The 19,541-nt window shown below is 46.4% G+C and carries 18 protein-coding genes; 6 read left to right on the top strand and 12 right to left on the bottom strand.

The window, feature by feature from the left end; genetic code table 11:
• Window positions 1-175 precede the first annotated feature (175 nt).
• From BAZ21_RS17070 to BAZ21_RS17050, 5 genes are all read right to left on the bottom strand, one after another.
• Complete coding sequence (locus tag BAZ21_RS17070) at window positions 176-1,150, bottom strand: polysaccharide pyruvyl transferase family protein (RefSeq protein WP_068503264.1); 975 nt, start codon at window positions 1,148-1,150, stop codon at window positions 176-178.
• A complete protein-coding gene (locus tag BAZ21_RS17065) occupies window positions 1,125-2,504 on the bottom strand; it encodes a lipopolysaccharide biosynthesis protein (RefSeq protein ID WP_068503263.1) in 1,380 nt (459 codons plus the stop codon). Before BAZ21_RS17065 ends, BAZ21_RS17070 begins: the two co-directional genes overlap by 26 nt.
• Window positions 2,505-2,574: 70 nt before the next feature.
• On the bottom strand, window positions 2,575-3,528 hold the full coding sequence (locus BAZ21_RS17060) for a glycosyltransferase family 2 protein (protein WP_068503260.1): 954 nt from the start codon (window positions 3,526-3,528) through the stop codon (window positions 2,575-2,577).
• A gap of 39 nt (window positions 3,529-3,567) precedes the next feature.
• Window positions 3,568-4,509, bottom strand: coding sequence for a glycosyltransferase family 2 protein (locus BAZ21_RS17055; RefSeq protein ID WP_068503258.1), 942 nt, complete (start codon window positions 4,507-4,509; stop codon window positions 3,568-3,570).
• 203 nt (window positions 4,510-4,712) lie between these two features.
• Window positions 4,713-5,513 (bottom strand): DUF1836 domain-containing protein, encoded by an 801-nt coding sequence (locus tag BAZ21_RS17050; RefSeq protein ID WP_068503255.1) that lies wholly within the window; start codon window positions 5,511-5,513, stop codon window positions 4,713-4,715.
• A 253-nt stretch (window positions 5,514-5,766) separates the two neighbouring features.
• On the opposite strand from BAZ21_RS17050, the gene BAZ21_RS17045 reads away from it, so the two are divergent.
• A complete protein-coding gene (locus BAZ21_RS17045) occupies window positions 5,767-7,089 on the top strand; it encodes a hemolysin family protein (protein WP_176718167.1) in 1,323 nt (440 codons plus the stop codon).
• A 66-nt stretch (window positions 7,090-7,155) separates the two neighbouring features.
• The gene (gene bacA / locus BAZ21_RS17040; protein ID WP_084011730.1) at window positions 7,156-7,953 is read left to right on the top strand and encodes an undecaprenyl-diphosphate phosphatase; all 798 of its coding nucleotides are present in this window, start codon (window positions 7,156-7,158) and stop codon (window positions 7,951-7,953) included.
• 148 nt (window positions 7,954-8,101) lie between these two features.
• Here bacA and BAZ21_RS17035 read toward each other — a convergent pair whose 3' ends face one another.
• From BAZ21_RS17035 to BAZ21_RS17005, 7 genes are all read right to left on the bottom strand, one after another.
• Window positions 8,102-8,428, bottom strand: coding sequence for a thioredoxin family protein (locus BAZ21_RS17035; RefSeq protein WP_068503244.1), 327 nt, complete (start codon window positions 8,426-8,428; stop codon window positions 8,102-8,104).
• A 131-nt stretch (window positions 8,429-8,559) separates the two neighbouring features.
• Entirely contained in the window at window positions 8,560-9,471 is a 912-nt protein-coding gene (locus tag BAZ21_RS17030) for an aldo/keto reductase (RefSeq protein ID WP_068503241.1), read from the bottom strand.
• Window positions 9,472-9,617: 146 nt separating this feature from the next.
• Window positions 9,618-10,361, bottom strand: coding sequence for an alpha/beta hydrolase (locus BAZ21_RS17025; RefSeq protein ID WP_068503238.1), 744 nt, complete (start codon window positions 10,359-10,361; stop codon window positions 9,618-9,620).
• A gap of 32 nt (window positions 10,362-10,393) precedes the next feature.
• Window positions 10,394-11,380, bottom strand: a complete 987-nt coding sequence (locus tag BAZ21_RS17020) for a siderophore ABC transporter substrate-binding protein (RefSeq protein WP_068503235.1) — start codon at window positions 11,378-11,380, stop codon at window positions 10,394-10,396.
• Between the two features lie 12 nt (window positions 11,381-11,392).
• Window positions 11,393-12,151, bottom strand: coding sequence for an iron ABC transporter ATP-binding protein (locus BAZ21_RS17015; protein WP_068503229.1), 759 nt, complete (start codon window positions 12,149-12,151; stop codon window positions 11,393-11,395).
• Window positions 12,145-13,095 (bottom strand): iron chelate uptake ABC transporter family permease subunit, encoded by a 951-nt coding sequence (locus BAZ21_RS17010; RefSeq protein ID WP_068503226.1) that lies wholly within the window; start codon window positions 13,093-13,095, stop codon window positions 12,145-12,147. The genes BAZ21_RS17015 and BAZ21_RS17010 overlap by 7 nt, the downstream gene beginning before the upstream one ends.
• Window positions 13,085-14,038, bottom strand: coding sequence for an ABC transporter permease (locus tag BAZ21_RS17005; RefSeq protein ID WP_068503223.1), 954 nt, complete (start codon window positions 14,036-14,038; stop codon window positions 13,085-13,087). Before BAZ21_RS17005 ends, BAZ21_RS17010 begins: the two co-directional genes overlap by 11 nt.
• Window positions 14,039-14,367: 329 nt before the next feature.
• On the opposite strand from BAZ21_RS17005, the gene BAZ21_RS17000 reads away from it, so the two are divergent.
• From BAZ21_RS17000 to BAZ21_RS16985, 4 genes are all read left to right on the top strand, one after another.
• Entirely contained in the window at window positions 14,368-15,045 is a 678-nt protein-coding gene (locus BAZ21_RS17000; protein ID WP_068503220.1) for a response regulator transcription factor, read from the top strand.
• Between the two features lies 1 nt (window position 15,046).
• The gene (locus BAZ21_RS16995; protein WP_068503217.1) at window positions 15,047-15,964 is read left to right on the top strand and encodes a sensor histidine kinase; all 918 of its coding nucleotides are present in this window, start codon (window positions 15,047-15,049) and stop codon (window positions 15,962-15,964) included.
• A 107-nt stretch (window positions 15,965-16,071) separates the two neighbouring features.
• The gene (locus tag BAZ21_RS16990) at window positions 16,072-16,749 is read left to right on the top strand and encodes an ABC transporter ATP-binding protein (RefSeq protein ID WP_068503213.1); all 678 of its coding nucleotides are present in this window, start codon (window positions 16,072-16,074) and stop codon (window positions 16,747-16,749) included.
• Window positions 16,746-19,289, top strand: a complete 2,544-nt coding sequence (locus BAZ21_RS16985) for an ABC transporter permease (RefSeq protein WP_068503210.1) — start codon at window positions 16,746-16,748, stop codon at window positions 19,287-19,289. Before BAZ21_RS16990 ends, BAZ21_RS16985 begins: the two co-directional genes overlap by 4 nt.
• Window positions 19,290-19,541: the final 252 nt, after the last annotated feature.

Raw genomic sequence — 19,541 nt, 5'->3', positions numbered from 1 at the left:
CTCATTCTTTTGATTATTATACATTATTTATTAAAAAGATGAAATTTTTTTATTTTCTACAGCCTATTTATAAGAGCATCAAGCCAAAAACCTCCTACACCACAAAGGGTCAGGAGGCTTTTTTGCGTTCCCGTACGTTCGAAGCCGCATTTCAATAATAAAAGACTTCCTTACATTAAGACGGCTGCTCTAATTCCTCAGGTGCATCGTTAAACAGCCTCGCCTTGGGATTCGGCTGAGTCCATGTATTATAATATTGAGAGTTTTTTCCGTAGGAATTGTCAATGACGACATGCGGCATGTCGAGCAGACAGGCCAGAATATGACCGTGAAGCCGTGAAGTGCGAACCTCGCGGTAAGAACTGAACAGCGTGACTGCTTTGTTCATCAGATGGTCAGTGTATTTGTACCAAAAGGTACGCGTTGGCAACGGCCCACCGATTTTTTTATTCAAACGGTAAAACTTTTGGAAGTAGACAATTCCCTTTACCTCCAGTGGAGTGAACAAAGTATCCCAATCCAGACGATGGGCTGCATGGGCCTCGTCGTCGAATTTCTTTTGCCCCCCTACTGTTTCAATATCGGTACGCAGGAAGTACAGTACGTCCTTCACGGTTTCTGTAGTCGGCTTTAATGGCCAGAGCTGGTGTGCCATATCCGGACATAGCGTGATGTTGCACTGATTCAGCTTGTCCTTGGCCCACTGATAAGAGCGTGTGTCACGTACAAACATATGTAAATCGGGGTGACCATTGAACAGGGCAGCGACCTCATTGGCCTTCTGTTCAGATTGAAAGTGGATCGTCTGCGGCATGATGACAATTCGGTGGTTAGGGAAATCGCGAACGATACGTTCTCGCAAATTTTGATGATTTAGATACAGATCGCCGAAATTGCCGCCGCCGTGGCACACGATAATCCAGTCGCCCGGAATGTGAAGCTGATCGGGAATATCCATAGCGCTGTAACGGGCACGAACATGAATACCGTTATCCTTGAAGAACGCCTCGGTGCCTTTCATGATGAGTACATCCCCACCATTATTATAAACGGGATAGTCGACATAAATGATATTCGAGCCTTGAGGGACTACGTCGAGAATGACGCTCAGCTTATTTTTCAGTTTAGCCATGGGATGCGAATTCGGCATCTTTCAGTTCTCCCTTCCTGCGCTTCTTTTGTATGGTCTGAATGACAAACGTGATGTCACTTTTATCAAAAATGATCCGTGATAGCGGAACATTAAAAAACATAGGGAACGAAAACAATGAGAATGCCAGCCGTATACAAGCGCCTGCGAGCAAAGCAATGGCAATGCCGTCCAGACCGAAAATCGGTGTACAAATAAAAAACAGACCGACGGTGATCGCATAGGCTGCAATTTGCCGGAACAATACAAGCCCCGGACGACCCAGCGCGTTGAAGGCTGAAGCCAGAATCCACGAGCCGCCACCGATAATACATTCCAGTGACAGCAGATAGAACGTTAGCGATGCTTCCAGAAAAGCAGGCCCGTACAGCAAACCCAGCATATATCGTCCAATGAAGAGAGCAGGCACAATGACGATCAACATGGCAGCCATCGAGATGCGGAAAGCACGGCCGACTGTTTCGACAATCTTGCTGTGCTCCATCCCGGTCACCTTGGGAAAAGTGACGTTAGTGACGGCATTTTGCACCACATTGAACACGCGCGACAAGGCGTAGACAACAGAATATAGACCGAAGGCTTTGGGAGACAGCAGCGCCACAATGACAATTTTGTCCGTTTGTGTGGACAAGGTCCCCATCAACTCCATCCCGTAGACTCTCGCTCCATAGCTATAATAAGGGCGGAGCACCTCACGACGGGTAAACAGGCGAAAAGCAGGCAAATTCATATGCTTGCGCAAACGGAGGAACGCCCACATCAGCGCAAGGAGACTCGCCGCGAAATTCACCATTCCCGCCAACTGGACATTGAGCAAGCCCATCAACCACAGTGTCACCAGGCCGATGAAGTTCAGCAACGGGTAGTAAAACAGCAGGCCGTTGTAGACGCTAAAGCGATCCATCCCTTGCGACAGAGCCGTCGTCAGTGCTGTAAGCACCGCGAGCGGTATCGCGGCGGCACAATAAAGCTGAGACAGCTGGATAATATCCGCCCCATAGCCACTAAGCCACATAGGCATGCATATCCAGGCCACAGCCCCAGCCAGCAAACTGGCAGGCAGCTGAATCCACAGCGACAGCGACAGCAATTCTTCTGTCGTACCTGTTTTCTTCTTGATGTTATAAATGAGTGACGTGGGCAAGCCGAAGCTCAATACACTACCAATCAGCGTTGGCCAAAACAGAACCGCTGCCAGCTCCCCTTTCCCCTCTACTCCGAGCATACGCGCGGTCAGGATGGAGGTCAGGGTCGTAACGATCAGTACAAAAAAATTGTTAAAGCTCGTACGCATGATCGTTTTGGCAAGACTGTCACCCGTGAATACTTTCCTTGCTGCTGTCCATGTGCTCATGTCACGTCCAACTCCCGTTCCTTATTAAACCCTCTTTTCTGCTCACATCGCGTCTTCCGCCGCACCTCCATCAGCCTGCCGTTTTTTTGGAATTGCGTTCAGGCAGCTGCTCTCCGCCAAGAGGCTCCTTTTGACTTGAAAAAATCGCCTTCAGCGCTCTTCTGTAGCCTTGAATGGCAGCATAATTTTTCCGAGGTCTCTCTCTCAAAATCTGATATAGTGTCGTCCAGTACAACGCTGCATAACCAATCGGTCCGGAACGCTCGTCCCGCAGCAGATGAATATGATTCATCACCCGCATATAAGTGACCTGCTCCATATTGTCGCGCGAGGACGGCGATTCGTGATGAAGCAGCGTGAGCGCTGGATTGATGTACAACGGGCCTTTTTTCATCGCAATACGTGAAAGCAACAGATCCTCGCCTACGCTATAGCTTTGCAGCCAGGGCACCGGCTCCAGACCTCGAATGGCCTCCCGGCGAAATGACATATTACATCCATGGAAAAACTCGGTTCGAAACGTCTTTTTCGCCTTGTGCCAGTTGTACATCGAGCCGGACTGACCGCTGAGGGACAGCCTGCCCTTGGACAATGACTGCTGAAATGACACCAGGCAACGAATCGTCCCCATGAAGCTGTTGCTCATTCCCTGTGCAATGCCGCCGATACCAGCAGCTTGCGGATAAGCTTCGTAAGTACGCATTAACTCATTCAAATAGTTGCTCGGCAGCTCCACATCATCGTCAAGGAACAAAATAACGTCACCCTGCGCAAGCTCAACCGTCTTCACACGCGATAACCATAAGCCCGGCTGCTCCTTGCGATGATATCGGTAGGAAATACCCGCTCTGCCCAACTGTCGCTCATAACGCTCCAGCACATGCTTCGGCAGTTCTCCATCGTCGATAACCCACAGCTCGGTTTCACATCCCTCCGGTGCTCCGCCAATAGCAATTGAATTGATGCATCGGGTCAGATCGTCAATCCGATTTCGGGTGCACAGGGCAATGGACAAGCTTAACATCATACTCCCCCTTTATCCTGTAAATGTGTGCAGAACAGATTACTGAACCGCCGGGCCTAAATACTCGTTGTATTTTTGCTTGCGCGGGTTCAGAATGAACAACACCCCCTGCCTGTACCCGTCTGCTGCATTAAAATTGCGGCGCAGCGTTTCTTTGAGCATCAAGTAGGATAAGGTCCATAAAAGAGCTCCATACCGGATGGCTCCCGCCTTTTTCAGAGCGAGAAAATAATAGTGGTTGATCGCTGTAGCCTTGGCTACCTTGCCCGCCTTATCACGCGAGCTTGGAGATTCGTGATGGATGATGGTTAAATCGGGATTGATAACGAGCTTGCCGTAACGGCTCGCCAGCTGGCACATGTACAGATCATCAGCCACGGCATAGCTGGTCATCCACGGATATGGCTTCATATCCCGAAGCGCATCCCTTCGGAATGACATATTGCAGCCATGAAAAAATTCGGTGTCAAATATCTCCGTTGCTTCGCTCCAACGCAGTAATGAACCTGCCAGACTGCTGGGTGAAAGTTTGCCGAGGGATGGGGACATCTGAAATGTCAAAACGCCCAGCAGCTTTCCTGCCCGGCTCGAATGTAGTCCCTTTGCAATCCCTCCAACACCCACAATTGTCTTATCCTGATCATAGGTATCGAGCAAGCGCCGGATATAGAGTTGATCGTCCAGCTCGGCATCATCGTCAAAATACAGCACAATATCATACTGCACGAGAGACAAGGCTTCATAGCGGGATAGCCAAACACCGGGACGAGTTTTTTTATGATACTTCAGAACGCCTTGAGGCAACCCGGATACCATGTCACGATATTGCTCGACCTGCCTGCCGGAAATATCACCGTCATCAACAATCAGCAGTTCTACAGCCGTATGCTCCAGCTGCTGCTGTGCTGCAATAGACTGTATACAGCGTGTCAGGTCTTCGATCCGGTTGCGGGTGCAAATGATGATGGAGACATCGGACATGCCATTACCTCCTGTGATTATCCAGAAGCTTTGGAAGTGATATTCAAACTTTTTCCAATTGCTGGATTATATATGTTTATTGTATCTTTGACAGCGTTTTAGTGTATATACCTCTTTTGTATACTTTTTCAGTCTCCAAAAGGGTAGACTATACTCGAAAAAAGGCAAAAAAAAGAGGATCGGCTTCTAGCGCCAATCCTGATCTAACCTTGAAAGTCCAGAAACAACGTCGCATTCACATACCGGCGTGCCATGGACAGGAAATAACTGTTTTGCACCGCTACCGCTGCTACCAGCAACGTATTACGTACCGCCTCACGCTGGTTGGAGGTCAAATACGGTAAACGACTGGTGTATTGATCTGCCGCCTGAACAAGCAGTTCCTCTGTGGCACCTTCCTGACGCTGCTGTACTGTACTAAAATTCCCGTTTTCTTTGGCATGTCCGACTCCTGTCACATCCAGCAATTGATCTCCATTCGCATCCAGCTCCTCAAACAAAGTTGAATACGCGGCGTACAAATCCACGGGCTGGATCAGATCATCTGCATCATCTTCAGGCTGTTGGAACAGGATATGAAATAACTGCCGGATGGATTCAAAATCAAGGCAGGATTTTAAATCCTCCACAATGAGCAAAATGGCTGCCTGGTTGACCGAGTATTTTTTGCCGATCTTCGGGGAACCGAGAAATTCCTTGAAATCACGTTTGACCCAATTTTGCATGGAGGCCAGTGAGACATGACTATACTCGACCAATTGACCTAGAGAAACGATCTCCTGAAGCGAAAAGGCGGCGCTGTGCTTGCCCTTGATGATTTTATCCAGCACAGGCGTCACTTCCGTGTACAAAAATGTCGGCATCGTGCTGCCGGAACGGTCGAGATGATTATGAGTGCGTCTCCAGGCATCCTGAAGAACGGCCAAAGGCTGCAATTCGCGGCGACCTTCCATGGCCAGCAGCAAATGGGCCATATCACGGCGAGTGAGGGTAAAAGACTCCATCTGCTTTCCTCCCTTTATCACATTTCAAGTTCATTTGAACTCATCATACGCCCTTGAACTAGGCTTGTAAAGTGAAGCAATGAGCCGTGCGGGTTCTATTATGCCATGTTTTCCGTGCAAATTGGAGGTAGGCGACCTGCCACGATTCCATATGAACCTTGTATATTTTCTTTTAAGTTCTTACAATAAGTTCAAGTGAACTTAAAATGGAGTTCCTAAAAAATTGAACGAAAAAGGGATGAGTGGAAATTATATGGGTATAGGTGTCAGTCTATTTTTGTTTGCGGTGTTGATTTTATTTAGTGCTTTCTTCGTGGCTACCGAGTTTGCGATCATTAAAATCCGTTCCAGCCGGGTCGATCAGCTGGTAGCGGAAAACCGTAAAAATGCACTGGCGTTACAAAAGGTCGTCAATAATCTGGATGGCTACCTGTCCGCCTGTCAGCTTGGTATTACGATTACAGCCCTGGGACTCGGCTGGCTCGGTGAACCGACCGTGGTCAAATTGCTGGAGCCTCTCTTTCAACAGCTCAACATCAATGGGGATTTTTCACATATCCTGGCCTTTATTATTTCATTTATCATTGTAACTTACCTGCACGTGGTGATCGGTGAACTGGCTCCCAAAACATTGGCTATCCGCAAAGCGGAAGCAATCAGCCTCTTAACCTCCCCCGTTATCGTGTGGTTTAACCGGATTATGTATCCGTTTATCTGGCTCCTGAACGGCTCGGCCAACCGTCTGGTTCGTCTGTTCGGTCTTCAACCGGCAAGCGAACATGAAGAAGCGCATTCTCAGGAGGAAATTCAAATCATTTTGTCCGAAAGCGTGGAAAGTGGTAAGATCAATAACACCGAATATGGCTACGTGAATCGGATCTTTGCTTTTGACGAGACCGTTGCCAAGGAAATTATGGTGCCACGTACAGATATGGTATGCTTGTTTACGAATCGCTCGCTGAAAGAAAACATGCTGACTATCCATGAAGAGCAGTATACCCGTTTCCCGGTGGCGACAGACAGCAAGGATCAGATCATTGGTATGATTAATACCAAGCAGCTGTTCCTTGAGTATGATCGCAATCCGGAGCTTGTTTTCGATAGTCTGATTCAGCCGATCTTGACCGTTCCGGAAGTTATGCCTGTTAATACGCTGTTGAAACGCATGCAGAAGGAGCAGGTTCATATCGCTCTTCTCGTCGATGAATACGGCGGAACCTCCGGTCTCATTACCATTGAGGACATTTTGGAGGAAATTGTTGGCGAAATCCGAGACGAATTTGACAAGGATGAACGGAAGGAAATCGAGAAACTGACGGAGAACAGTTATTTGATGGATGGTAAAGTATTGCTTTCCGATCTGAGTGATTTGACTGGCATGACATTGGACGATGAAGACGTGGATACTGTCGGAGGGTGGGTGTATAGCCGGGTTCCAGAACCGAGACAGGGCAAGGAATTCATAGAAGATGATGTGAAATTTATCATTCGTGAAATGGGTAAAAATCGTATTCGTCGGGTGGAAATTATTTTACACCAGAAATCCCCGATATCGGAATTAGAAACGGAATCTTGATGGCATATTTTAGGGCAAACGACTTAGGTCGTTTGCCCTGTACGCGTGTAAGGAGGAACTAGTAAAGTGGATATTTTATCATCTATTATTATGGGAATTATTGAAGGACTGACAGAGTTTTTGCCGGTCTCTTCGACGGGTCACATGATCCTGACGGCTGATCTGCTTGGGCTCAACACAGAGAATGATACGGTCAAAACGTTTGAGGTTATCGTGCAATTAGGTGCTGTATTGGCAGTCGTTGTATTGTATTGGCGCAGATTCCTGAGCCTGTTTGATTTCAGACGCAGAACCTCCACCCAGCCACGTCTAAATTTGCTGCATATCATTTTAGCCATGATCCCTGCTGGGGTGATTGGTGTACTGTTCCGTGATGTGATCAAGCAATACCTGTTTGGTCCCGAGACCGTTTTGTACAGCTTGGTTATCGGTGGCCTGCTGATGATCGCCGCTGAGAAATTCCATCCGCCTATTAAATCACAAACCATCGATGAAATTACGTACAAACAAGCATTTACGATTGGTTTGTTTCAGGTCCTGGCTCTATGGCCAGGCTTCTCCCGTTCAGGCTCAACTATGTCCGGGGGCCTATTCGCACGTGTAAGTCATACGGCAGCCGCGGAATTTACATTTTTGGTATCCGTTCCGGTTATGCTGGGCGCATCGGGCATTGATATGATCAAAAGTATGGATCATCTGTCTATGAGCGATTTTCCAGTGTTCGCGGCCGGCTTTATTACCGCATTTATCGTCGGGATGCTGGCGATCAAAACATTCCTTGGTCTGCTCAAACGCTTGAGCCTGACCTCGTTCGCCATCTACCGCTTCGTACTGGCGGCTGTGTTCTTCTTCATTATTTTGTAAGCATTGTTTGTTGCTTTATAATCAAAAAGGGATATCCGCATGGCATGAATCTTCTGCCCTTGGATATCCCTTTTTTTTGATTTCACTGAAACAATTATTTGCTAAAATGATACATACGTTCATTCCATGCTTGAAGCCTGCGTTCGGATTATTGTTTGGATTCAAGCGTAGTCAGGTACTCAGACACTTGCGCTGGCGTTTTGGCGTATTTGCTGTGCAAATGAGCAATTTTTTCACCGTTGCGGAAAACGAGCAGGCTTGGAATGCCGCGTACCTGATTTTCCTCAGCAATCGGCTGGAATTTCTCGGCATCGAGCGCAAAGAAACGCTTATCTGCGTTTTCCTCAATAATGCCGTCCATGAATTTATCCAGTGTCTTGCAATCCGGACACCAGGTTGTATCAAATTTCACGACGGTCAGACCGTCACCGTTAATCAAATCCTGATATTGCTGCTGTGATTCAATGCGTTCCATGGGTGTGTCCCTCCTAGGGTATATTTTATGAACGTCTCCATATTCATCTATGGATGATAAACCTGAGCTTATTCTTATATTGTAATGATTCTCTCATATATTGCAACTAGAGTGAGTACACGTTTACCGTATCAGCGGTACTGCGCATCATAACGATTGGCCCGGCTGATTTGTTGTAGTGTCTGCCGCTCCTGCCCGGTTAGCGGCGGGATATCCGCTGCTGCGGTATTATGCTCCAATTGTTCCAATGAGCTTGCACCCGGGATGACAGCAGCGACAGCCGGATGAGACAGGCTGTAACGGATAGCTGTCTGCCCCATGCTGCGATCTGTCCCTGCGAATGCCTTTAATTGCTTTCTCACGTCCAGCAGCTCCGCTTCTTCATAGTCCAGATAGCCCTTTGCTGCCTTTTCTTCCCCGCCGTCGGCCAATACGCCGCTGGCGACAGGCCCGCGTGCAATCACGCTAATTCCCCGTTCCTGAAGCAATGGGAGCACCTCTTCCTCTGCACGCCGGTCCAGCAAGCTATACTGATTCATGACACTGACGATATTCGAGCGTTGGGCATATTCTCGAATGACGTGAGGACGAATCGAAGAAATGCCATAATAGCGGATGACGCCCTCTCTTTTGAGCTGTTCAAAAGCCTCAATCGTTTCGTCCATTGGATCGTCAATCGTTCCCCCATGAAGCTGGTACAGGTCGATATAGTCCGTTCCAAGGCGGCGCAGGCTTTCTTTGACCGCAGACAGGATGTATGGCTTGGACGGGTCCCATCCCCAGCCCTCCTGCCCCGGTATACGCCGATTGCCAACCTTGGTCGCCAGGATGACATCCTGACGTCGCCCGCGGATCGCTGCACCGACAATTTCCTCATTGCGTCCGTGATGGTACAAATCGGCTGTATCCAGCAGATTCACACCCCTATCTAACGCTTCATGTATCAGGTAAACCCCTTGCTGCTCCTCCGTGCCAATTGACATACAGCCCAAGCCAATCTCGCCTACCAGCAAATCCGAAGATCCCAGACGGTTTTTTTTCATGTATGGGTTCCCTCACTTTCATTAGCGTGTAACATCAAATTTTGAATATTACTCTATTATACGCAAAAAATAACCCTAAAGGGCATAGAGACTCCACGATCTCCAATCCTTTGGGGTTATTGCATAAAGTCCGTATTCCATTTGTGCTATCGGAACAACCATTTGATGGCCTCGGGGAATTGACGCTGGAAAAAATCTACTCGATGCACCGCATCCTCATCCAACACGAGAAGAACATCCTTTTCATCAAGCCCCTGTCCCAGCAGCGCTTCACGTGCCTGAAGGGTTAACGAAACCATATCTTTCTGCACATTCGTTTTCCCCTCACCTTCACGCGTCCCGACGGATATATAAAAGCGGTGTGTTCCAGTCGTTACAGCGGTATAAGATGTTGACTGCAAGTAATCGACCATTCCCGGATACCAGTAGGAGCCAGAAATTGAGCCAATACGTCCAAACACATCCGCATATCGAAAAGCGCCATACATGGAAATCAATCCGCCCAGCGAGGCGCCGATCATTCCTGTATGCTCCTGTCCGGTTTGAACCGGATATTTCGCCTCGACGTATGGCATGACTTGTGTAACTATAAATTCCAGATAAGCATCTCCACCCCCGCCAAAGGCAGGCCTTCCTGCTACTAAAGCTGCCGCCTGCCAAGGTGTGTAATCATCCAGCCGATTCACGGGCTGAATGCCCACCAGCACGACACGGGGGAGCTCCCCAGCAATAAAACACCGCTCCAACTCATCCAGACTGCTTAGAAATAAGGAGCTGCCATCCTGTACATACAGCACAGGATACAGCTCATTTTCGTTCGCAGAGACAGGAGGCGTATAGATGTGTACAAGATACTCATCTAATAAAACTTCATCTATAGTTCCTTTCATTCTACTCGGTCTCCACTTTGTAAAAAATGAAATTACTGCAACGCAGCGTCAATTTCCTTGATCATTTCAGTCACAGATTCCAGACCGTTACCTGACAGGTACCAGTAGTTTGGATTAAGGTATACCATATGACCGTTTTTAAACGCATTGGTTTGTTTCACCAGTTCATTCTCTATGGTTTGTTTGCCTGAAATCTGTTCCTTGCCTTCTTCTACCACTACAGCCCCGCGGTCAACAACAAAGATATAATCCGGATTTTTTTGCTGTACATATTCAAAAGAAACCTTTTGTCCATGTGTGGATACTTTAATGTCAGGATCTACAGGTGTGACACCAAAAGCATCATGAATGATACCAAAGCGGGATTGTGAGCCATATGCGCTCAGGCTTCCTTCGTTCGTCAATACAATCAGCCCTTTGGCCTTGCTCGCTACAGCCTTGTCATGTACGACCTTGATGGAGCTATCAATCGCAGCCAGTTCCTGTTTGGCAGTGTCTTCCTTGTCGAAGATTTGACCCAGCGTTTCAACATTTTTCTTGAAGGAATTTACATAATCCTTGGTGTCTACAGCGAGCGAAATCGTGGGTGCAATTTTGCTTAACTCCTTGTAGGCATCTGCCTGTCTGCCGCCAATAATAATCAGTTCAGGGGACAGATCGCTGATTTTCTCGTAATCCGGTTCAAACAGCGTACCAGCACTTGCATATTTGGAATCCTTATATTTGCTCAAATACGTAGGAAGATCCTGCTGTGCTACCGCCGCAACGTCAACACCCAGCTTGTCCAGCGTGTCCAGCGCGCCGTAATCAAATACGACGACATTTTTCGGATTGACCTTGACCTGCACCGGGTTTTCATCCAACGCATGTTTTACTTCGATTGTTTTGGCTTCAGTTGTTGCAGCAGAGGATGAGCCGTTGCCAGTCGCTTCCTGCGTTGCCGGAGCCGCTTTGCCGCAGGCTGATACGATCAGTACCAGTGCCAGCATCATCGTGAGAAGCATCATATTTTTCTTCATTATTAATTCCTCCTAAGTGAAATACACACAAATTTTATGATCACCGATCTGTTGAATCGGAATATCCATATCGTACAAATCTTGTAATACCTGACTATCAATCATCTCGTCAGCGGTCCCTTGCTTCAGCAATCTGCCGTTCTTCATGCCCACAATATAGTCTGAATAGCAGGAAGCAAAGTTAATGTCGTGAAGCACCACCAGAATCGTTTTGCCCAGATCATCCACCAAATTGCGCAGCGTCTTCATAATCTGAACCGAGTGCTTCATATCCAAATTGTTCAGCGGCTCATCCAGCAGTATGTATTCCGTGTCCTGAGCCAGAATCATGGCAATAAAAGCCCGCTGCCGCTGTCCGCCACTAAGCAAATGAATGTGCTTGTCCTTCATATCCTCCAGCCCCATATAAGCCAGAGACTGCTCCACCATTTTGCGATCCTCGCTGTTCAGCCTGCCCTTGGAATATGGAAAACGGCCGAAGCTCACCAGTTCCTTCACGGTTAGGCGGATATTCACATCATTCGTCTGCTTTAAAATAGATATCTTCCGCGCCAGCTCCTCGCTTTTGGTCACGCTCACCGGCTGCCCATCAATGAAGATTTCTCCCTCATCGCTGTCTGTCAGGCGACTGATCATCGACAACAAAGTGCTTTTCCCCGCGCCGTTGGGGCCAATAAAGGAGGTGATGGTGCCTTTCGGTACGGTGACGGATACCTGATCCACCACATTTTTATTCCCGTAGCGTTTGGATACGTTTTTGACTTCTACCATGATTTATTCTCCCGCAGCAAAAGATACAGGAAGTACACCCCCCCGATAAAGTTAATAATGACGCTGACCGTTGTCGATAAGTCAAAAACCCGCTCTGCCAACAGTTGGCACCCAGCCAAGGCGATAACGCTGACCAAGATGGAGGCCGGAATAATATAACGATGCTGATAGGTTTTCATCACCTGATAGGCTACATTCGCCACAATCAGCCCGAGAAACGTAATCGGCCCGACAAGCGCTGTAGAAATGGAAATAAGAATGGCTACGATAACCAGCAGCCTTTTGATGATAAAACCATATGGAAGCCCCAGGTTAATCGCATGCTCCCGCCCGAGCGACAGCACATCCAGATACTTGATGAACCTCCACGCATAAGCGAATACAAGCACAAGAATCACGACGGATAGCCACAACAGCTCGGTATTCACATTGCTGAAGCTGGCAAAGCTTTTGTCCTGAATTTTGGCATATTCGTTCGGGTCAATCAGCACTTCCATAAAGGTGGACAGGCTGTTGAACAGCGTACCGAACACCAGACCAATCAGCAAAAGCACATAAATCCCGCGTCCATCCTTGCGAAAAATTAATTTGTACAGCAGACCCGCGAACAGCACCATCAAGCCCACGGACAACAAAAAATTCAGCTCTCTGCTGGTCGAAATAAACGGTACAGAGCCAAACGCAAATACAATGGTGGTCTGAATCAGCATATACAGTGAATCCAGCCCGATAATACCTGGAGTCAAAATTTTGTTATTCGTAATTGTCTGGAAAATAACCGTTGCAAAAGCAATGGAACCACCTGTCAGGATGAAGGCTGCGATCTTTTTCAATCGTCGCGGCAGCGCGTAGTGCCAGGTATGCGGAAGATCTACAAACACAAAAGCAGCAATCAGCAGCAGCGCGGCAGCAGCTAATATTCCGATTTTTAATTTAGGATTCATAGGCCCTTCTCCTCAACAGCAAATACAAGAACAGCGCGCTCCCGATCACACCCACGGTAAGCCCTACAGAGATTTCATACGGATAAATGATGACCCGTCCCAAAATATCGCAAAACAGCACAAAAATAGCGCCGAGAGTCGCTGTATGAGCCAGGCTTTTTTTCAGATTATCCCCCATGTACATGCTGACCACATTGGGTACAACCAGCCCCAGAAAGGGAATCGCCCCCACCGTTAAAATGACAACAGAGGAAACCAAAGCCACAATCACCAGACCCATATTGACGGTGCGCCTGTAATGAACTCCCAAATTCGCCGCAAAATCCTCACCCATGCCTGCAATTGTGAAACGATTCGCATAGATGTACGCCAGCACAACCAAAGGAACACTAAGGTACAGCATCTCGTAGCGACCGCTCATAATCAGAGAAAAATCCCCCTGCATCCACGAGGAAATGCTCTGGATCAGATTGTATTTATAAGCAAAGAAGGTCGTCACTGAATTCAAAATACCCCCGAACATCAAACCAACCAGCGGGATAAATACCGGGTCCTTGAAACGAATCTTATCCAGTATTTTCATAAAAACAAGCGTCCCGGCAAGTGCAAAACTGAAGGCCGCCAGCATCTTTGTCCAAAATCCAGCCGCTCCAAACACCATGATCGCAATCAAGACACCCAAGCGTGCCGCATCCATCGTCCCTGCGGTAGTAGGCGATACAAACCGGTTCTGGGTAAGCTGCTGCATGATAAGCCCGCAGATACTCATACTCGCTCCTGCGATAATAATGCTAATCAACCGTGGAAGTCTGCTAATCAGGAGCACCTGCGCCTGATCATCGGTTAAGCGGAACAAATCGAGCGGAGTTACATCATGAACACCGATAAAAACCGAGGCGAAGGCCAGTACCAGAAAAGCCAGTATTAAATAACGCAATTTCATGTTCTAACCAAGGGAGCCTGTTCTCCATAAACCCTGTACCAAGCTTCGGCCCTGTCCTCCCTTCAATAATGATAATCATTATCAAAATCAACTAGCATAAATTATATCAGTCATCTCGTATCTGTCAAATTTTTTTGAAATGAATAAACCATGCCTACAAAGGTGTTGACATGCACCTGGATAGCCTGGAGAGCGAATGAGCAAATAAGAGCAATATCCTGTAAAATGGAAATAGAGAATTGTGAGACCCTCTTTTACATTTTTATTGTGAGCGATTCTTGGAATTCGGGATTCAATGACTTGGTTAATCAAAATACAGGAGGAGAATGATGAATTACATATTAATCGTCGAGGATGATATCGCCTTGAGTAACGGTATTGTTCTTGCTCTTAAAGAACCTAACAACGTATTTGTGCAAACGTATGACATAGCTGCTGCAAAAGAACAATTGAACGTCACTCCCTTTGACCTGGTAATTCTTGATGTAAACTTGCCGGATGGGAATGGACTCGACCTTTTAACCCATATACGGAAAAAGGCAACTATACCAGTCATCGTTCTGACCGCGAATGATATGGAAACAGATGTCGTCACTGGTTTTGAACTGGGTGCTGACGACTATATCACCAAGCCTTTCAGTCTCATGGTACTGAGAGCAAGAGTCGGCGTTCAGCTAAAGAAATCCAGATACACGCTTGCAGACTCCATTCAGCTCTATAATTTTTCCTTTTCATTCGAGAGGATGGAATTTATTAAGAATGGTACACCCATTGAACTAAGTAAAACTGAGCAAAAATTGTTGCGCATCCTAATCGATAATCGAGGCAATACTGTATCTCGCGATCATTTAGTAGACAGCATCTGGACTGATGGAGCTGAGTATGTAGGTGAAAACGCCTTGTCTGTTACAGTAAAAAGGCTGCGGGACAAATTGGAGGATTCCCCCTCCTCTCCCCGATACATTAAAACGGTTTATGGTATTGGCTACACATGGGCGATGAAATGAGATGACAACACTCCTTTATATATGTATTGGAATTGCTGCTACTGCTCTATTTACCGCAACGGCTGTAATCATCCTATATCGTAAGAACATGTATAAAACCATGAAAACCATTGAGGACATGATTGATACTGCAATAGATGGCAACTTTTCGGAGCGGGTTTTCGACGAATCCGTTTTATCTGCAGTAGAGGCAAAGCTTGCGCGATTTCTTTCCATTTGTACCGTATCCTCCAAAAATTTGCTTGCGGAAAAAAACAAAATAAATGAGCTTATTTCCGATATTTCGCATCAAACGAAAACGCCTGTCGCTAATATCCTGCTCTATTCCCAACTGCTTGGCGAATACGAATTGCCAGAGGATGGTTCCATTTGTGTAAAAGCTCTCTCCACACAGGCAGAAAAGCTTAACTTTCTTGTCCAGGCATTGTTGAAAACATCACAGCTTGAAACGGGAATGATCACGGTATCGCCAAGTCAGGAATCTGTTCAAAAGCTCCTGCACACTGCACGGGAGCAAATTATGCCGAAAGCGGATGCCAAAGGCATCTCTGTTGTTATGGAGAATACAACGATTCATGCTTGCTTTGATCTGAAATGGACGGCCGAAGCAGTCTACAATATTATGGACAATGCTGTGAAATATACAGAAACCGGCGGAAGCATCACCATAAAAGTGATCGCGTATGATTTGTTTTGCCGGATTGATATTACCGATAGTGGCATAGGGATTGCAGAAGAAGAACAAGGTAAAATCTTTACCCGCTTCTATCGCTCCCCTACTGTAAACTCGCAGGAAGGTGTCGGTATTGGACTGTTTTTAGCTAGAGAAATCCTTGCGGCTGAAGGTGGTTACATTAAGGCACGGTCACGCTACGGCCGTGGCTCTACCTTCTCTATTTTTCTTTCTATGGATACTTAATTCTTTCAACACTGTTAGATTTCAGAAAGGCTGTAGAAAGATTGATATGGTACAGTCTGTATTGCAGGGCGCCACAATACAGACTTTTTTTATGGAGGAGAAAGTGTATGGCTCTATTAAAAACTCAGGAGTTGAAAAAGTACTACGGGAACGGGGATACTGCTGTCCACGCTTTGGACGGTGTGAACCTGGAGGTGGAAAGCGGAGAATTTGTCGCTATTGTCGGCACGTCCGGGAGCGGCAAATCTACCCTTCTCCATATGCTGGGTGGACTTGATCGTCCAACAAGCGGAAGCGTTACAATTGACGGCAAAGATATTTTTACATTGAAAGACGAAGAATTGACCATTTTTCGCAGACGAAAGATTGGCTTCGTTTTTCAAAATTACAATCTGGTGCCTGTCCTGAATGTCTACGAAAATATTGTGCTTCCTGTTGAACTGGATGGTATAGAACCGGACAAAACTCACATAGATAAAATTGTACATACCTTGGGCCTTGACCATAAGCTGAATAATCTGCCCAACCATCTTTCGGGAGGCCAGCAGCAGCGTGTAGCCATTGCCAGAGCGCTAGCAGCGAAACCCGCGATTGTCTTAGCAGATGAACCCACCGGGAACCTGGACAGTAAAACCAGTCTGGATGTGATGGGGCTAATCAAAGTATCCAGTCAGCAGTTCCGCCAAACGATGGTGATGATTACCCATAATGAAGAAATCGCGCAGATGGCAGACCGTATCATCCGAATTGAGGACGGTAAAATGGTCGGCGGTGAAGGCAAATGATCCAGGTTAGAAATAAAAAAGCGATCCGCAATCTGGCAGATAAGAGCTTCAAAGTAAACAAAGCCCGTAACCTCTTTGCCATTGTCGCCATAGCTCTCACTTCATTGTTATTTACGACGTTGTACACCTTGGGTCTGGGCGCTGTGGAAAACTTACAACGGGCAACCATGCGACAGGCCGGTGGAGATGGACATGCTGTACTTAAATATATAACGGATGACGAATTTAATCATGTCAAGGATCATCCGTTGATCAAGGAAATAGCTTATAACCGTATATTAAGCGATGGAGTTATGAACGATAAATTTCTAAAACGCCATACGGAGTTCTGGTATTACGACGATGTAGGGATGAAGCTTGGTTTTATTGAGCTTAATGAGGGGCGTAAGCCTGCGGCGGAAAATGAAGTAATCGCAGACTCCAAGACATTGCAGCTATTAGGTATTCCACTGGAGGTTGGAGCACCTTTGAAGCTAAAGCTTGACATACGAGGTAAAGAAGTACAGCGTGATTTTATCCTCTCAGGCTGGTGGAAAAGCGATCCTGTGTTTAACGCAGGACAAATATTCGCCTCTAAAGCCTATGTCGATGCTCATGATAAGGAATTACAAAGCAACTATAAAAAGGATCACTTCTATACAGGAACCATTAGTGCATATATGATGTTCGACAACAGCCTTGATTTGCGGGGAAAGCTCAGTAAAGTGATTACCGAAAGCGGGTATTCGCTTGACAAAGATGCACCAAACTATATTGAGAATAATGTAAACTGGTCATACATCTCGACCAATTTCAGTATGGATGCGGAGACAATCATGGCGCTAACTTCCGCCCTGTTGCTGATCATGTTTACCGGTTATTTGATCATATATAATATTTTCCAAATATCGGTGATGCGAGATATCCGTTTTTACGGTCTTTTAAAGACGATTGGCACAAGCGGCAAACAGATCCGCCGGATCATTCGCAGACAAGCACTGATTCTATCAGCGCTAGGAATCCCGATTGGATTGATAGCAGGCTTTTTTATCGGTAAATCGCTTGTGCCTTTTATCATAAATATGACTGTGTATAACGGAACCAAGATATCAGTATCCCCTAATCCATGGATTTTTGCCGGATCTGCTTTGTTTGCGCTCATTACCGTAATGATCAGTACCTTCAAGCCAGGTAGAGTTGCCTCGTCCGTATCGCCGGTAGAAGCGGTCAGATATACAGGTGGAGCAAACAAGAACAATGGTAAGCTGAAAAAATCAACCGGAGGTGCAAAAATCCACCTCATGGCTCGTTCCAACCTGGGACGCAATAAAAAACGTACCATTTTAGTGGTGATCAGTCTTTCTTTAAGCTTGGTCCTTCTGAATACAGCATTCACACTATCTCGGAGCTTTGATATGGATAAATTTTTAGCCAAATTTAATGATACCGATTTTCTCATTGCTCATGCTGCATATTTCCAGGTTCCCAGCAGTTTCAGTGGGCATGAAAATGAGACCACTGAAAGTTTTATTAAGGCTGTACAGGCACAACCGGGCTTTGAAGAAGGCGGCCGATTGTACGGTGACCCAACAGCTCTTACGGCTGAGAATACCAAAGGAATCACGGATGAAACCCAAAACACTGACGCTCGCGGCAACTTCCTTCTAGACGTGTATGGGTTGGAAGATTTACCGCTACATCGGCTGCAATTAATTGATGGCGAGCTTGATTTTAAGAAACTGGCTTCCGGTAAGTATATCCTGGAGGGAGTCGAACTGAACGACTACGGCAAGCCTTACATGGAGAGCATTCATCATAAGGCGGGGGAGAACGTTACATTGCATAGTTATGCAGGAACAGCAGATGCTCCACTGAATACAGAGGATATAGCACATAAGTTTACAGTGCTTGCCCATGTGGGTATCAAATCTACCAATTCGAATCGCCTTTCGAGCTATAGCAGCTTTTACCTCCCGGCGGATATATACAAATCACTTGTAAAAGAGCCTGCTGTGATGAGCTATGCCTTTAATGTATCCTCAAATCAGGAAGCGTCCATGCAGAGCTTTTTGAAGCACTACACTGAAACAATCGAACCGATGATGAACTACGAATCCAAAATTACATCACGGTACGCTTTATCAGGTATGCAAACCACTATTATAATGATCTGCGGCCTGCTCAGCTTGATTATTGGCCTGATTGGTATCCTGAACTTTATAAACGCGATTTTAACCAGCATACTGACCCGACGCAAAGAATTTGCTATGCTTCAGAGCATTGGCATGACTAAACGGCAACTGCGGGGAATGCTGATTTATGAAGGATTATATTATGTTTTCAGCACCAGCCTGGTCTCTATGCTATTGGCAGTTCTATTTTCTGTTTTGATCGTGAAACCGTTCTGCAACTTGCTATGGCTTTTAAGCTATCACTTTATAATCTGGCCACTTCTAGTCTTATTGCCTTTACTATTATTGCTTGGAATACTTATTCCAGTAGCAGTCTATTCTATGAACGGCAAACAGAGTATTGTGGAGCGGCTTCGAGAATCAGAGTAGATTTACCGAGAAAATTAGAAAGTCCAAGATAGCAGTGGGAATAAAAAAAGATGACTCCTGATAAATTCGAGGCCACTGAAAAACCAGCCTTTCGTGAAAAAAACAAGAACACGAATCAAAAAGACGACGGTTTATTCTGAATTCACAGAATGAACCGTCGTCTTTTCTCTTGCTCTCCACCTCATGTGGCCCTTGCATGCTTTGCTGTTTCGGAAGCACCGGAATCACCCGCCATTATTTGGATATTTTAAT

Source organism: Paenibacillus kribbensis (assembly GCF_001705305.1).
In the GTDB taxonomy this organism is placed as follows: Bacteria; Bacillota; Bacilli; order Paenibacillales; family Paenibacillaceae; genus Paenibacillus; species Paenibacillus kribbensis_B.
The sequence above is the reverse complement of the archived record's forward strand: the minus strand, read 5'-3'. Positions and strand labels throughout refer to the sequence as shown.